The sequence below is a fragment of the Gordonia sp. (in: high G+C Gram-positive bacteria) genome (genome assembly GCF_047600385.1).
GTDB lineage: Bacteria > Actinomycetota > Actinomycetes > Mycobacteriales > Mycobacteriaceae > Gordonia.
Genome location: NZ_JASGKZ010000001.1, coordinates 740674 through 755298 on the forward strand (window position 1 = coordinate 740674; position 14625 = coordinate 755298).

At 68.0% G+C, this 14625-nt stretch carries 12 protein-coding genes, 1 tRNA gene and 2 pseudogenes; 9 read left to right on the forward strand and 6 right to left on the reverse strand.

Annotated features, from left to right (window positions below; all coding sequences use genetic code 11):
- Window positions 1–82 precede the first annotated feature (82 nt).
- The gene (locus QM809_RS03435; RefSeq protein WP_415044427.1) at window positions 83–1690 is read right to left on the reverse strand and encodes a DUF262 domain-containing protein; all 1608 of its coding nucleotides are present in this window, start codon (window positions 1688–1690) and stop codon (window positions 83–85) included.
- A gap of 264 nt (window positions 1691–1954) precedes the next feature.
- On the opposite strand from QM809_RS03435, the pseudogene QM809_RS03440 reads away from it, so the two are divergent.
- A pseudogene (locus QM809_RS03440) lies at window positions 1955–2223 on the forward strand (IS5/IS1182 family transposase); the annotation flags it as partial.
- A gap of 418 nt (window positions 2224–2641) precedes the next feature.
- On the opposite strand, the gene QM809_RS03445 reads toward QM809_RS03440, so the two are convergent.
- The 4 genes from QM809_RS03445 to pnuC form a co-directional block, all read right to left on the reverse strand.
- Window positions 2642–2726, reverse strand: a tRNA-Ser gene (locus QM809_RS03445).
- Window positions 2727–2819: 93 nt separating this feature from the next.
- Window positions 2820–3485, reverse strand: a complete 666-nt coding sequence (locus QM809_RS03450; protein ID WP_415044428.1) for an NUDIX domain-containing protein — start codon at window positions 3483–3485, stop codon at window positions 2820–2822.
- Complete coding sequence (locus tag QM809_RS03455; protein ID WP_415044429.1) at window positions 3482–4609, reverse strand: AAA family ATPase; 1128 nt, start codon at window positions 4607–4609, stop codon at window positions 3482–3484. Before QM809_RS03455 ends, QM809_RS03450 begins: the two co-directional genes overlap by 4 nt.
- Window positions 4606–5265: a nicotinamide riboside transporter PnuC gene (pnuC, locus tag QM809_RS03460; protein ID WP_415044430.1), complete on the reverse strand. Its 660-nt coding sequence runs from the start codon at window positions 5263–5265 to the stop codon at window positions 4606–4608. The genes QM809_RS03455 and pnuC overlap by 4 nt, the downstream gene beginning before the upstream one ends.
- Before the next feature lie 147 nt (window positions 5266–5412).
- On the opposite strand from pnuC, the gene QM809_RS03465 reads away from it, so the two are divergent.
- Genes QM809_RS03465 through QM809_RS03475 form a run of 3 tightly spaced genes read left to right on the forward strand, consistent with a single transcriptional unit; the run spans window position 5413 to window position 8334 of the window.
- On the forward strand, window positions 5413–6495 hold the full coding sequence (locus QM809_RS03465) for an NAD(P)/FAD-dependent oxidoreductase (RefSeq protein WP_415044431.1): 1083 nt from the start codon (window positions 5413–5415) through the stop codon (window positions 6493–6495).
- A complete protein-coding gene (locus QM809_RS03470) occupies window positions 6492–7364 on the forward strand; it encodes an RNA polymerase sigma-70 factor (protein ID WP_415044432.1) in 873 nt (290 codons plus the stop codon). Before QM809_RS03465 ends, QM809_RS03470 begins: the two co-directional genes overlap by 4 nt.
- Before the next feature lie 4 nt (window positions 7365–7368).
- Window positions 7369–8334, forward strand: a complete 966-nt coding sequence (locus QM809_RS03475; protein ID WP_415044433.1) for an NAD(P)H-quinone oxidoreductase — start codon at window positions 7369–7371, stop codon at window positions 8332–8334.
- A gap of 16 nt (window positions 8335–8350) precedes the next feature.
- On the opposite strand, the gene QM809_RS03480 is transcribed toward QM809_RS03475, so the two are convergent.
- The gene (locus QM809_RS03480) at window positions 8351–9544 is read right to left on the reverse strand and encodes an aminotransferase class V-fold PLP-dependent enzyme (RefSeq protein ID WP_415044434.1); all 1194 of its coding nucleotides are present in this window, start codon (window positions 9542–9544) and stop codon (window positions 8351–8353) included.
- Between the two features lie 64 nt (window positions 9545–9608).
- Between QM809_RS03480 and QM809_RS03485 the strand changes: the two genes are divergently transcribed.
- The 5 genes and pseudogenes from QM809_RS03485 (at window position 9609) to QM809_RS03505 (ending at window position 14549) form a co-directional block, all read left to right on the forward strand.
- A complete protein-coding gene (locus QM809_RS03485) occupies window positions 9609–10475 on the forward strand; it encodes an ABC transporter permease (protein ID WP_415044435.1) in 867 nt (288 codons plus the stop codon).
- 254 nt (window positions 10476–10729) lie between these two features.
- Window positions 10730–11410 (forward strand): annotated as a pseudogene (locus QM809_RS03490) (ABC transporter ATP-binding protein); the annotation flags it as partial.
- On the forward strand, window positions 11407–12414 hold the full coding sequence (locus QM809_RS03495; RefSeq protein ID WP_415044436.1) for a glycosyltransferase: 1008 nt from the start codon (window positions 11407–11409) through the stop codon (window positions 12412–12414). The pseudogene QM809_RS03490 and the gene QM809_RS03495, both read left to right, overlap by 4 nt.
- 22 nt (window positions 12415–12436) lie before the next feature.
- Window positions 12437–14197 (forward strand): protein kinase domain-containing protein, encoded by a 1761-nt coding sequence (locus tag QM809_RS03500; protein ID WP_415044437.1) that lies wholly within the window; start codon window positions 12437–12439, stop codon window positions 14195–14197.
- 166 nt (window positions 14198–14363) lie between these two features.
- Entirely contained in the window at window positions 14364–14549 is a 186-nt protein-coding gene (locus QM809_RS03505) for a hypothetical protein (protein WP_415044438.1), read from the forward strand.
- Window positions 14550–14625: the final 76 nt, after the last annotated feature.

Here is a 14625-nt window from a genome sequence, read left to right on the forward strand (position 1 = left end):
CGCGGAAAATCTGGAATTCCGATTCAGTACTGAGTACGCCTTAGACAGTCCCCGCATTTCCTGAAGGCGCGATAGCGCCGACTCACTCATACCAAACCTCAGCCGCTCGCATCCCCATTTCTAGTCCCACTTCTTCAATAGCTTCCACATTCCATTCTTTAAAATCAGTAATTTCTTTTGTCCACTCGTTTGGTATTCCAGTTGATGCTAGGTGATTCTTGAAACCATCCCAAGAGGAGCTTGACATGGGCCGCCTAGGTAAACTCGAAAGGAAGGTATTTCCTACTGTAGTGACCCAATACACTACACGATCTTCCGGGGTCGGGGACCAATCGGCGGAGCGGGGCTTTATGAAAAAGAGATTCCCTTCCCCTTTGGGGGTAATTGTGTTTTCGAGGACAGACTCTCTCACTATCGAAAGAGTACGCTTGTTCATTGATCGTTTATGAACACTCTCGACGAAATCTTCCTTATCGGGATTAAGATCATCTAGGGCTTTAAGTGCGTCTTCCCAACTCCCCGAATCATGGATCGACTTAGCGGTTACGCCAAATCTCCTTTCGACGTTGCCTGTGCCGAGGCTTCCGACAACAATCCGTCGAACGACCAGACGTAGAATGTTCTTTACGCCTATGTCGGAATCTTTCGTGGAGTGAATGGCCATGAGAATTGGGCGCACCGAGGAGACCCCAAGCTGATTTAGGACACTAAAAACTGCGAGTTCAGCTTCGGACCCAGGACCATCCACCGTGGGATCCATCATTTGACGATATATGGGCAATGTATCGGATAGTTGTTTCATGAGTTCAACTGGAGGGACCGGATGCCTTGTGCCACCTGTTCGTGCTGTAAGAACATCGTACAGGTCACGCGGCAAAATATGACCATGGGTAACCGTCACGGAATGCCTTATGAATTGGACCAGGGAAGTCTTCTGTTCGGGGCCAAACGCATTAGAGATCTCATTCCATTCGGAATAACGGTCCAACCTAGATGAATCGGGAGTTTGGCTTAAGACGTAACTTTTTAGAAGATCAGCTGTGGTTAGTTCTTTACCTCTTGTGTTGATCACCTCAAAAACCCTATAAGCTGATCCTTGATCAGGATGCACGAAGCGAGCCATATATAGACGGTTTGTAATGAAATCAGCCCAGTTCCCAAGTTGCTTAAAGGGATTTTCCTTTAAATTGTGCGCTAATTTGGCACTCATTACATCGTGCGCATCCATCAATAGGGAAATTGTTTCTTTATTGCGATTTGGCTTCCCTTTGGCGTCGCCAGTAATTATCTTCTGAAGGTCTTCGTTATCAGATTTGCTTGAAAGAGTTACGCGGGGTCGCTCTTCGTCTGTCCGGTAGTCTATCGATACGAGGAAATTGGAGCGCAGTCTATCGGCCAACGCTTTCCTATCGTATTCAAGAGCTTCACGGTGCAGGATGGAGGCGAGGAGGGTGAGGGTGAGGATTCGCTGTTGGCCATCGACGATGTCTTTAGTTTCATCTTCGCCGGTCACAATTATAAGGCCGAGGAAATAGGAGTCTTGTCGAAGCGATCCAGATAGATCATCGAAGAATTCTTCGACCTCGTCCTTCTGCCATGAATACTCCCTTTGGAACTCAGGAACACGAAAGGTGCTATTGGAAAAAAGGGCGCCGGCGCTGATTGAGGCCGCGTCTAGTGGTGTATCCATGAGGTCATGTTACATCAACTTCTTCTTCAGGCTAGTTCTTGAGCCAGGATTTTTCATCGTTAGGTCGATCTGTTCTTCACGCCACGCCACCTGAGTAAGTAGGCCCAATGAAGTTTTCTCGCCAGAGTCGCCTACGAGGTTGCTGATGATGGTGTGCCGTGTGTGTCAAGTGGCGGTGTGGTGGTACGGCGCGGGCAGGATGTGGGGTCCTGCTTCGTATGAGTCGAGTCACCACAACCAGAAGCTCACACACCAAGATCCCACGTGATTTCCTATCGTGCCACTCTCGACGTTCCTTAGCAGACATTGACCACGCGTGCGTGCGGCTGGCCGCTCACCGCCGTGAGCACGACGCCCGTACATGGCAGCAGCGTGCGGCCACCATCGGGAAGCAGGCCGTGCTTGTGCTGCGCTGGTTCAAAGAACGCACTGAACTGCGGGTTCTCGCCCGCGATACCGGGATCAGCGTCGCTACGGCCTACCGCTACCTGTACGAGGGGATCGACGTGATCGCCGCCCGCAGCCCTGACCTGAGTTGGACCTCCATAGTGCCTGGCTTTGAGAGCGTTGATGATCGAGGCTGCGTCATCATCGAGCGGGGTTTGAGCGGTGATCGTGTGTCCGTCGATGTCGATGAGGGCGGTGTGGATCCGGCGCAGGGTGAGGACGATCTTCTTGATCGAGTCACCGGTCGCGTTCTGGAGGTCTCGGGCGATCGCCAGTGCTGCGAACACGACGGCCAGGTGCGCCTCAATGGAGTCGTTTTTGCGGTGGTAGATCGGCCGCGCTCGCAGATCGGATTTGGCCACCAGGGACCGACCGCACCCCCATCGGACAGCCCGTTCCCGACCTCGATCACCCCGCCGCTTGAACCCTGATGTGGGGAGATCTGTGGGGATCAGGCGAGTCAGGGGCGGCTCCCGGATCACCGGAAACCACCCCTGAACCGGGCGGAAGCGGAGGGATTTGAACCCCCGGTGGTCTTACCCACGCTCGCTTTCAAGGCGAGTGCATTCGGCCGCTCTGCCACGCTTCCTCAGGGCTCACGCCCTGCCGAACAGGCTAGCTCACCACCCCCGGGGCGGCGCCACCGGATTTCCGCTCGGCCCCGGTCCCGACTCCGACCGCCTCAGTCCGACCACGCCCACACCAGCGGACGACGACCCCGCCCGGCCGACTCCGGGGCGGGAGCCGAACTCAACCCGGCATGTGCGGCCAGCGAGCGACGCAGATTCGACTGGTGGACCTCCTCCCCGGTGACGGCCGCGGTCAGGCGCACCGCGTCGGGCGTGGAGAACCGCGGGCCGGTCAGGGCGCGGGTCACGGCGTCGTCGTGCCAGAGGCGTGTCCGCAGTTGGCGGACCGTCTCGGCGACGAGCAGGTCGTGGTCGAACGGCAGCGACGGCACCTCGGTGACGGGTTCCCACCGGAGATCGTCGGTCGCGGGTTCCGCCGCCGGATCGATCACCGCCGCCGACGCGATCGAGATCGCGTGCCGGCGCGGATCGCGGTCGGGACCGTCGAACGCCCCGATCTGAAAGCGGTGCCGCACCCGTTCCCGACCGATGCCCGCCTTGGTCCGCAGTGCTCGGGCGGCGGCGTCGTCGAGCGACTCCCCCGCCCCCAGCAGGACGCCGGGCAGGGCGAAGCGGCCGGCGAAGGGCTCGAACTCCCGCCGGGCGACGCCCACCGCCAGCCCCTCGGCCGACCAGCGCATCGGCACCACGTCCACCGCGATGAGCGGCTGAGACGGCAGTCCGGAACCGTCGGCGGAGGTCACGCCGGAGGGGGTCATGCCAGCACTGTACTGTCGGCCCACTCCGGCGAGGCGAACGCCGACCCGCGCCGCCACAGCGCGTCGACGGTCCGCACCGCGTAGTGGAATCGTTCGGCGCGCGAACCCCGCAGCAGCACCCACGAATGCCCCGCCTCGGTGAGCCCGTCGACGAACCAGCGGTGCATCTCGGCGCGGAGGTGCTCGCCGTCGCGCCAGCCGTCCTGCTCGAAGGGCACGCCGACGTGGTCGGTCACCAGGTACAGCCGCCGCTCCGACGCCGCCGGCACCCCGGCCGAGGCCGCACCGCGACTGTCCGGCCCGACGTAGCGGCGCTCCCACAGGGCGGTCGCGAACGCATCGGTGTCGGCGATCACCAGGGGATGCGCGAGCGCGGCCTCGTCCTCGCGCCGGCTCTGTTCGACGGCGATGTGCGCGAAGTGCTCGGTGCGCCACACCAGGTCCTCGACGCCCGGTGCGGGCCGCCCGGCCGCCTGCGCCTCCGTGCACGCCTCCTCGTGCAGCCGGTAGGTGAATTCGCGGCCGTATTCGAGCACCTCCCGCAGCCTCGCGTGACCCGGCCGGCCCCGATAGTGTCGGACCAGGTCGGCGGCGAGGGTGCTGGTCCCGGTCGATTCCGCGCCGAGGACCACCGTCCGCACGGCCAGCCCGCGCCGCACCGGCGCCGGCAGCTGCGCCCACCGTCCGGCCACATCGGCCCGGACCGCGGTGCCGCTCACCCGGAAACGGGTGCGCTCCGGATCGAACACCTCGCAGCGCGCCCCCAGCTCCTCCGCGAGCCTGTGCCCGTAGTCCTCGCTGGTCACGACGACATCGGGCATCGGCTGCCCGTGGGCGCGGAGGGCGGCGGCGATCAGTGCCACGTGCGCGGTCCAGGCGACCGGCGAGCGGTAGTCGACGGGAGCGTCGTCGTGCACTCCGACGACGGTGACGCCCGGCCACCCGGCGCACGACTCCGCCAGCCAGGCGACACGCTCGCCCAGGGACAGCGACTCCTCGCGGGTCGCCATCACCAGCACCGTCACGCCGCGTTCCCCGCCGGAGCCTCGCGCGGCGTGCTCGATCAACGCCACGTGGCCGTCGTGCGGCGGATAGAACTTGCCGATCACCAGCGCGGTGCTCACGGCGACACCGCCGCCGGACGCTCGGCCGTCCGCACCGCGGCCTGCTGGGCGAGGTCGGCGCGCCAGCGGCGCAGACCGTCGAAGCACAGCGCGAGGAATCCGGTGTACAGCAGCGCGGTGAGCCACAGCCCCTTGTACGCGTACAGCGGGATCGAGACGACGTCGACGGCGATCCACACCCACCACTGCTCCAGGATCTTGCGGGCCTGACCCCACGTGGCCAGCAGCGAGGCGGCGAGGACGAACGCGTCCGGCCACGGCACCGTCGAATCGGTGTGCGTGGTGAGCAGCAGTGCGACGACGACGGTGCCGACCGCGGCGACCGCGAGACCGGCCGCCCGTTCGGCCGGGGCGGACCGCCGGACTGGCAACGGCGTGGCGCCGGTTCCCCCGCGCCGCCACTGCCACCAGCCGTACAGCGCGATCACGGCGAAGACCGCCTGCAGCACGGTGTCGGCGTACAGCCCGGCGCCGAGGAACAGCACGACGAACACGAGGTTGTTCGCGATCCCGATCGGCCAGTTCCACGCGTACTGCCGGGTCACCGCCCACACGCACAGCGCCCCGGTGACGAAACCGAGCACCTCCACCACCTGGAACGGCTGACCGGCCACGACGAAGGCCCGACTGTTCAGCCAATCGATGACAACGTCCATGACGCCTCCTTAAAACTCGAAGTGAGTTAATTAAAGCAGGGATGTCGCCCGCGCACCAGGACGTGCCGTTCGTCACGCGATGTCACCGATCCCTCGCCTCCGGTGTCTTCGGGTACGGAACACTGAATCCGACCAGGAGGCACACCCATGAGCACCACACGGATCGTCATCGTCGGCGGAGGCTATGCGGGCTGTATGGCCGCCAACCGCCTGCGCCGCAAGACCGACCCCGCCGCCGTCGAGATCACGCTGATCAACGCGCGGCCCGACTTCGTCGAACGCGTCCGGCTCCACCAGCGGATCGCCGGCACCGGCGAGCCGAGCAGCCCGTTGACCGACATGCTCGACGACGCCGTGACCCTGCGCATCGGCACCGTCACCACGCTCGACGACGGCGCCGTGACCCTCGCCGACGGCACCGCGCTCGCCTTCGACCGCCTGATCTACGCCCCGGGCGGGGCGGCCCGCGGCCCGGCCGGAACCCTGGCCGTCGGCGACCCCGAGCAGGCCCTCACCGCCCGCGCACGCCTCGCTCAACTGCCCGACGGCGCACCCGTCACGGTGGTCGGCGGCGGACTGACCGGCATCGAGACCGCCACCGAGATCGCCGAGACCCGGCCCGGACTCGACGTCCGGATCGTGAGCCGGGACGAGGTGGGCGACTCCCTGCACCCGAGCGCACGGCGGCGGATCGGCGTCGAACTGGCGCGGCTCGGCGTCGTCGTCCAGCGGGGGACGTACGACGACGACGCCCCCTCCGATCTGACGCTGTGGGCCGTCGCCACCGAGGTCTCCGACCTCGCCGCGCGCAGCGGTCTGCCGGTGAACGGCGAGGACCGCCTCGAAGTGGACCGGTTCCTGCGCAGCGTCGCCGATGCCCGGATCTTCGGTGCGGGCGACGCCGCCGCGGTCCCCGGGCAGCGACTCAGCTGCCAGACCGCCCTGCCCCAGGGCGCGCACGCCGCCGACAACCTCGCCCGGGATCTGGCCGGCGCGCCGCTGAAGCCCTACTCCATGGGATACACGGGCCAGAACGTGTCGATCGGTCGTCGTCGTGCCGTGGTGCAGTCCGCCCGACGCGACGACACCCCGACCCGGTTCTGGCTCGGCGGCCGCCCGGCGGCCTTCGTGAAGGAGCAGGTCTGCGCGATGGCCAAGTCTGCGGCGGGCAGCGGCCGCTACGCCTGGCTTCCGGCACCCCGCTCGGCCCGTACCGCCGGACCGCGATGAGCACCCGACCCGAGGAGGTCTTCGCCGAGTACCGGCCGCTGCTCTTCTCGATCGCCTACGAGATCCTCGGTTCGGTCGTCGACACCGAGGACGTGCTGCAGGAGAGCTATCTGCGCTGGCGGGACGCGGCCGTCGGCGTCGAGCATCCCCGCGCGTATCTGGCGCGGATCGTCACCCGGCAGTCGCTCAACGCGCTGCGGTCGGCGGCACGGCGACGCGAGGAGTACGTCGGCACCTGGCTGCCCGAACCGCTGCCGACCACCGGCGACGAACCCGGCGACCACGTGCTGACCGGAGAGGCCGTCTCCACCGCGATGCTGCTGGTGCTGGAGACCCTGACCCCCACCGAGCGCGCGGTGTTCGTGCTGCGCGAGGTGTTCGACTTCGGCTACCCGGAGATCGCCGAAGCCGTCGGCAAGACACCCGAGGCGGTGCGCCAGATCGCCCACCGCGCCCGCGGTCACGTCCGGGCACGACGCACCGTCGCCCTCGCCGAACCCGCCCGGGCCCGGGCCGCCGCGCAGGCCTTCCTGCAGGCCGCGACGACCGGCGACGTCCAGGCGCTGCTCGACGTGCTGGCCCCGGACGCGGTGTACCTCGGCGACGGCGGCGGCCGCGTGGTGGCCGCGCGCCGGCCGGTGCTCGGCGCGGAGGCCGTCGCCCGGATGATACTCGGACTGGTGAAGATGAGCGCCGGGCTCGGCGAGATGACCGTCGGGTTCGCCGAGTACAACGGCATGCCCGCGCTGGTGATCGCGTTCGACGGCGCCGTCGACACCGTGATGTGCATCGAGGTGACCGACGAGGGGGTCACCGCCGTGTACGCGGTCCGGAACCCGGAGAAGCTGGTCGGCGTCGTCGTACCGTAGGGGCATGCTCGCGATCACCGGCACCGACCAGCTGACCCCGACCGAGGTCCCCGACCCGGTCCCCGCGCCCGACGAGATCCTGATCGAGGTGGTCGCCGCGGGTGTCAACCGCGCCGACGTGATGCAGCGCGCCGGTTTCTACCCGCCGCCGCCCGGCGCCTCGGAGATCCTCGGCCTGGAGGTGTCCGGGCGCATCGAGGCGCTGGGATCGGAGGTGGCCGGCTGGTCGGTGGGCGACCCGGTCTGCGCGCTGCTGTCCGGCGGCGGGTACGCGGAGAAGGTGGCGGTCCCGGCCACACAGGTGCTCCCGGTCCCCGACGGCGTCACCGTGCACGACGCCGCCGCGCTCCCCGAGGTGGCCTGCACCGTGATGTCGAACGTCTTCCTGACGGCGAACCTGGCCCCCGGCGAGCTGCTGCTGATCCACGGCGGCTCCAGCGGCATCGGCACGCACGCGATCCAGGTGGCCGCGGCGGCGGGCGCCCGCGTCGCGGTGACCGCGCGCACCCCGGAGAAGCTGGCCCGCTGCGCCGAACTCGGTGCCGACGTCCTGATCGACTACCGCACCGAGGACTTCATCGCGGCTCTCCAGCCGCACGGCGGCGCGAACGTGATCCTCGACGTCGTGGGCGCGAAGTACCTGTCGCGCAACGTCGACGCGCTCGCCCCCGACGGCCGCATGACGGTGATCGGACTGCTCGGCGGCCGCAAGGCCGAACTCGACCTGGGCAAGGTCCTGGCCAAGCGGCTCAGCGTGTTCGGGACCACGCTCCGCTCCCGGCCGGCGACCGGCCCCGGGTCGAAGGCCGAGGTGGTGCTCGCGACGCTGGAGGGCACCTGGCCGCTGATCGCCGACGGCCGGGTGCAGCCGGTGATCGACTCGGTGTACCCGCTCGCCGAGGCCGGTGCGGCGCTGGACCGGATGACGAGCGGCGACGCGATCGGCAAGATCCTGCTGACCGTCGGCTGACGGCGACGGAGCGCGCTCACCCGAACGAGCCGAGCACCCTCACCAGCTGGTCGATCTCGTAGGGCCGCGCATACGGGCCGAGGCCCACCGTCACCGCCCCGCCCACGTCGGCCACCCCCATCCGGGCGAGCGCACGACTGGGCACGTCGTGGAGCGCGCTGATGCCGTTGTCGGCGAGACGACGGCACACCTGCTCGGCGGGCACGCCGTCGACGACGAAGCTCACCGCGGGGATGCGGTGCACGTCCTCACCGATCACGTGGACCCGGCCGAGCTGACTCAGCGAACTCACCAGGTAGCGCGTCAGCCGCTGGAGGTACTCGTACGCGCCGTCCATCGACGTGGTCAGCCGCTGTCGTCGTTTCCCCGAGGCCTCGGCGGCGGTGTTCGCCAGGTGCTCGATCGATGCCGTCAGCCCGGTCAGCATCGGTCCGGCGAGCGGTTCGGCCTCCAGTCGGGCGGGCCCGTCGGTGTCCGGATCCATCGAGACCCGCGCGAGCCCGTCGATCAGGTCCGGGTCGGCGAACACCATCGCCGCCATCCGGGGTCCGCCCCAACGCTCGGGGCTCAGCAGCACCACGTCCGCGCCGAGTTCGGTGATCGACATGCGCACGTAGGGCGCCACCGAGCTGGCGTCCACCACCAGCATCGCCCCCACCGCCTGCGTCTGTCGGGCGATCTGGGCGACGTCCACGACCACGCCGGTCACCGACGACGCCAGCGTCACCGCGACGACACGGGTGTCCTCGTTCACCAGGTCCGAGTACTGCCACGCGGGCAGCGACCCGTCGGTCACGTCGATCTCGGCCCAGCGCACCTGTGCGCCGTGGTGGCGGGCGCCGCGCAGCCAGGGGACGATGTTCTCCTCGTCGTCGAGCCGGGAGCACACCACCTCGCCGGCCCACGACGTCGACGGGAGAGCCTCGGCCAGCGCCGCGACCAGCGCCGACCGCGACGGCCCCAGCACCACTCCCGCCGGTGCGGCGTCGAGGAGGTCCGCGACGGCGCGTCGTGCCGTCCCGAGCGCATCGGCCGCCGCCTCGGCCTGCGGCGACACCCCGCGCGGGTCCACCGGGAGGGTCCGGACTCCGGCGTTCATCGCGGTCGCGACGGCATCGGGGATCTGCATTCCGGCCTGCGCGTCGAAATGGATCGAGCCGTCTCCCAGGGTCGGGAACAGACCTCGGACCGAGGCGACGTCGTACGGCATGCCAACACGATAGACGGCCCAGCGCGAGGGTCTCCGTCCGCGCACGCCTGTATCCTGAGGCGTTGTGTCAGTGGAAAACAGCGCGGACGACATCCCCCCGGCTCCGCCGGTCTCCGATTCTCGCACCTTCGCGCGCGGGATCGCGGACCTCGTCGACGGTCTCCGGGACTCCGAGCTCTGGCTGCACCTCGGCTGGACCGACATCAAGCAGCGCTACAAGCGCTCGGTGCTGGGTCCCCTGTGGATCACCGTGGCCACCGCCGTCACCGCGGTCGCCATGGGACTGCTCTACGGTGCGCTGTTCGGGCAGGACATCAAGTGGTTCCTCCCCTACGTCGCACTGGGTTTCATCTTCTGGAACTTCATCGCGGACTCGATCAAAGAGGGCTCGGTGGTGTTCTCCACCAACGAGGGCCTGATCAAACAGCTGCCCGCGCCGATCAGCGTGCACGTCTACCGCGTGGTGTGGCGGCAGTTGATCATCTTCGCGCACAACATCGTGATCTATCTGGTGATCCTCGCCGCCTTCCGGCTGGATCTGGGCTGGTCGGCGCTGCTGATCTTCCCGGCGCTGCTGCTGTTCGTGCTGAACGCGATCTGGGTGACCATCTTCTTCGGCATCCTCTCCACCCGGTTCCGCGACATCGGCCAGCTCCTCACCACGGCCGTCCAGCTGGTGTTCTTCCTGACCCCGATCATCTGGTCCACCAACACCTTCACCGGTGAGCAGGGCGCCCGGGTCGAGGGCCGCATGCGCCTGGTGGAGCTCAATCCGATGTACCACTACCTGGAGATCACCCGCGGACCGCTGCTGGGCGAGTCCGTCGCGCTCTACCACTGGGCGGTGGTGATCGGGTGCACCGCGCTCGGTTGCGCCGTCGCCCTGGTCGTCATGCGTAATTACCGGGCCCGCGTGGCGTACTGGGTCTAGAAAGCTGGTCTGAAGTGTCTTCCCGAAAAAGCCCCCTGGGCAAAGCCCCCCTGGCCGCCACGGACGTCCGCGTGGACACCTGGGACGCCTGTGTCGACTTCCCGATCTTCGACGCCAAGACGCGCTCGTTCAAGAAGGCGATGGTCGGCGCCGCCGGCGGCGTGATCGGCTCCACCGATTCCAAGACGGTGGTGGTCGAGGCGCTGCGCGACATCAACCTGCACCTCAAGCACGGCGACCGCGTCGGTCTCGTCGGGCACAACGGCGCGGGCAAGTCGACGTTGCTGCGGCTGCTCTCGGGGATCTACGAGCCCACCCGCGGCAGCTGCCGCGTGCAGGGCCGTGTGGCCCCGGTGTTCGACCTCGGCGTCGGCATGGACCCGGAGATCTCCGGCTACGAGAACATCATCATCCGCGGCATGTTCCTGGGCATGAGCCGCAAGCAGATGCTGGCCAAGACCGACGAGATCGCCGAGTTCTCCGAACTGGGCGACTACCTGGAGATGCCGCTGCGCACCTACTCCACCGGCATGCGCGTGCGCCTCGCCCTGGGCGTGGTGACCAGCATCGATCCCGAGATCCTGATCCTCGACGAGGGCATCGGCGCCGTCGACGCCAAGTTCATGAAGAAGGCGCGCACCCGCCTGGAGGCGCTGGTCGAGCGCTCGGGAATCCTGGTCTTCGCGAGCCACTCCAACGAGTTCCTGGCCCAGCTGTGCGACCGCGCGCTCTGGGTGGACAAGGGTCAGGTCCGGATGGACGGCGGGATCGAGGAGGTGGTGCAGGCCTACCAGGGCGACGAGGCCGCCGCCCAGGTCCGCAAGGTGCTCGCCGAGCACGGCAAGCTGCCCGACCGCGCCGACGCCGAAGAGGACACCGCCTCCGGCGAGGAGACCACGACCGACGACGAGACGAGCAAGGACGACGACGCATGAGCGCTCCCGGCACCGAGACGGTGATCGGCGTCGTCGTGACGCATCGTCGTCGTGAACTGCTGGCGCAGTCCCTCGACGTGCTCGCCCATCAGGATCGCGCACTGGATCACCTGATCGTCGTCGACAACGCCGCCGAGTCCGAGGTGGCCGAGCTGGTGGCCGCCCAGCCGATCCCGACCACCTATCTCGCGTCGCAGCACAATCTGGGCGGCGCGGGCGGTTTCGCGCTCGGCATGCTTCATGCGCTCGCGCTCGGGGCGGACTGGATCTGGTGCGCCGACGACGACGGCAGACCCGAGGGCCCGCGGGTGCTCTCGACCCTGCTCGACTGCGCGCACACGCATGCGCTCGGCCAGGTCTCGCCGGTGGTCGTCGACATCGCCGATCCCGACGCCCTGGCGTTCCCGCTGCGCCGCGGACTGGTGTGGCGGCGACGGCGCTCGGAACTGTTCGCCCCCGCGCCGGGAGCGCAGCGAGCGGGCGGCGACGCCACCGCGCCGGGAGCGCAGCGAGCGGGCGGCGACACCCCAGCACCGGGAGCGGAGGACGACGAGGCCGGCGATCTGCTTCCCGGCATCGCCTCGCTGATGAACGGCGCCCTGTTCTCCGCCGCCACCGTCGACCGGATCGGCGTGCCCGACCTGCGGCTGTTCGTCCGCGGCGACGAGGTGGAGATGCACCGCAGACTGGCGCGGTCGGGGATCGCCTTCGGCACCTGCCTGACCACCGCGTATCTGCATCCCGACGGCAGCGCCGAGTTCCGACCGATCCTCGGCGGCCGCATGCACACGCAGTATCCGGACAACGAGACCAAACGCTTCTTCACGTACCGGAACCGCGGCTATCTGATGAGCCAGCCGGGCATGCGCAAGCTCCTGCCGCAGGAGTACGCCCGCTTCGCCTGGTATTTCTTGATGCAGCAGCGTGATCCCGCGGGATTCCGCGAATGGATGCGGTTGCGCCGTATGGGCAGGCGGGAACGTTTCGGCGGACCGGGCGACTGACGGGACCACGATCGGGGGGACGATGGAGCAGCAGGAGATCGCGGGTCACCGTGTGCTGCGCGAGCTCGGCACGGGCGGCATGGGCAGCGTCTACCTGGTCCGGCATCCCCGGCTGCCTCGGCAGGAGGCCCTCAAGCTGGTCGACGCCGAACTGAGCACCGACCAGCTCTACCGGGCTCGTTTCGCTCGCGAAGCCGACGTGCTGGCCCAGTTGGACCACCCCAACATCGTGCACCTGTACGACCGCGGGGAGATGGACGGTCGACTGTGGCTGACGATGGAGTACGTCGACGGCCCGGACGCCGCCACCCTGCTCGACGAGTACGGTCGCCTCCCCCTGCCACTGGTCACCGACATCGTCAGCGGGGTGGCCGCGGCACTCGACCACGCGTGGGCGACGGCGCGTCTCGCGCACCGCGACGTGAAACCGGCCAACATCCTGATCCGGCAGCACCCGAACAGCTCGCCCACGGTCAAACTGGCCGATTTCGGCGTCGCCACCGGCCCGGATCGGACCCGGCTGACCCAGACCGGTCTCGCCGTGGGCACCCTGCCCTACCTGGCGCCGGAGAGTCTGCAGGGCGATCAGGTGGACGACAGGTGCGATCAGTATTCGCTCGCCTGCACGGCGTTCCACCTGTTGACCGGACGTCCGCCGTTCGCCCAGGGGTCGCCCGCCACGATGATGCAGGCGCATCTGACCGAGACTCCCCCGCCGCCGTCGGCGAGTGTGCCGGGACTGCCTCCGCACGTCGACGCGGCGATCGCCCGCGCCGTCGCCAAGGATCCGCGCGAGCGGTTCGAGTCGTCGACGGCCTTCGCGAACGCGTTGAAGACCCCGCCCCCGCCCGTGACGCCGCCCGCGTCACCCTCCGGGGGTCGCACCAAGCCGCCGACCCGCGCGCTCGACCACCCGCTGCCGCCCCTCGGCCTCGGACCGGCGAGTCCGCCGCAGACGCCGCAGCCCGTCCCGGAGTACGACGTCGCGACCCGCAGCACCCCGCTGCCCGGTCAGCCGCTGCCCGGTCAGCCGTTCCCCGGGCAGACCCCGCCCGGGCAACCGTCGCCCGCCGCCGCGCAGTACGGCGCACCGCCGCCGGGTTCCCCGCCGCCCGCCGCGTTCTTCGGCGCGCCCGGATCGTCCGCGAGCCCGGCGTCGTACGGTCCGCCCTACGGGACTCCGCCTCCGCCGCCGGGATCGTCGTCGAAAACGCCCGATACCGGATCCAGATCCGGATCCGGCAAGAAGGTCGCCCTGATCGCGGTCGCCGCACTGGTGGTGCTCGCGATCCTGGGCACCGTCGGCGTCCTGGTGTTCGGCGGGGGCTCGGACGATCCCGGGCTGACGGCGGCGTCGAGTTCCCCCGAGAGCAGCGCGTCGTCCGCCGCCGCCCCGCCGGCCTCGAGCAGCACGACCACCGGCACCGGCTCGGCGAAGGCCACGCTCGCCGCGCTCGACGGCACGTGGCGCGGCACCTACACCTGCAATCAAGGCAAGACCGCGCTGACCCTGACCTTCCGCGACGGCGGCGACCGGAAGACCATCGCGACCTTCCAGTTCGGCCCCACCTCGGAGAACACGGAGGTGCCGTACGGCTCGTACGACATGATCGGGGTGCGGCTCACCGACGACGTGGTGCTCACGCCGTTCCGCTGGAACGAGCGGCCGGGCGACTACGAGATGGTCGGGCTGGTCGTCGACGGTCCGATCACCGAGGGGATCGGCGAGCTGACCGGCACGGTCGCGTACACCGGCTGCACCACCTTCACCGTCCGCCGCTGACTCCGTCCACACGTTTTACATACTCTCGAATCTGTTGTCGCACAATGATTTTCCTCCGTTCATACTCTTTCGCGCCGTCTGCTTCCATGCCATGATTCTCGAAGTGTCCATCCGAACACCGTGAGCCGATCAGTCCACAGCGGGGCCGACGACAGGGGAGAGAGCCGTGAGCGTGAGCCGCGAACTGACGAATTCCAGCCAACTGCTCGCCCAGCTCAAACAGGATGCGCGGAACCAACTGATCCCGCTGCACGACGCCCTCCGAGACTGCGACGATGCCGGACTCAACACCGCCTACCACGCGGTCAACGGAGCCATCGCGGTGTTCCGCCGCATGCACGAGAACCTGTAGCAGGCCTCCGAGACTCCGGAGCAGGAGCGGCGGCGCCGTCGGGTGACGGTGCGGAGTCCGCGCCGCCCGCCCGGAC

Bases quoted from the DNA above. Each gene is read 5' to 3' on its own strand.
- QM809_RS03450 (WP_415044428.1), bottom strand. From the start codon at position 3,485: ATGACCCCCTCCGGCGTGACCTCCGCCGACGGTTCCGGACTGCCGTCT.
- pnuC (WP_415044430.1), bottom strand. From the start codon at position 5,265: ATGGACGTTGTCATCGATTGGCTGAACAGTCGGGCCTTCGTCGTGGCC.
- QM809_RS03470 (WP_415044432.1), top strand. From the start codon at position 6,492: ATGAGCACCCGACCCGAGGAGGTCTTCGCCGAGTACCGGCCGCTGCTC.
- QM809_RS03480 (WP_415044434.1), bottom strand. From the start codon at position 9,544: ATGCCGTACGACGTCGCCTCGGTCCGAGGTCTGTTCCCGACCCTGGGA.
- QM809_RS03475 (WP_415044433.1), top strand. From the start codon at position 7,369: ATGCTCGCGATCACCGGCACCGACCAGCTGACCCCGACCGAGGTCCCC.
- QM809_RS03465 (WP_415044431.1), top strand. From the start codon at position 5,413: ATGAGCACCACACGGATCGTCATCGTCGGCGGAGGCTATGCGGGCTGT.
- QM809_RS03495 (WP_415044436.1), top strand. From the start codon at position 11,407: ATGAGCGCTCCCGGCACCGAGACGGTGATCGGCGTCGTCGTGACGCAT.
- QM809_RS03500 (WP_415044437.1), top strand. From the start codon at position 12,437: ATGGAGCAGCAGGAGATCGCGGGTCACCGTGTGCTGCGCGAGCTCGGC.
- QM809_RS03435 (WP_415044427.1), bottom strand. From the start codon at position 1,690: ATGGATACACCACTAGACGCGGCCTCAATCAGCGCCGGCGCCCTTTTT.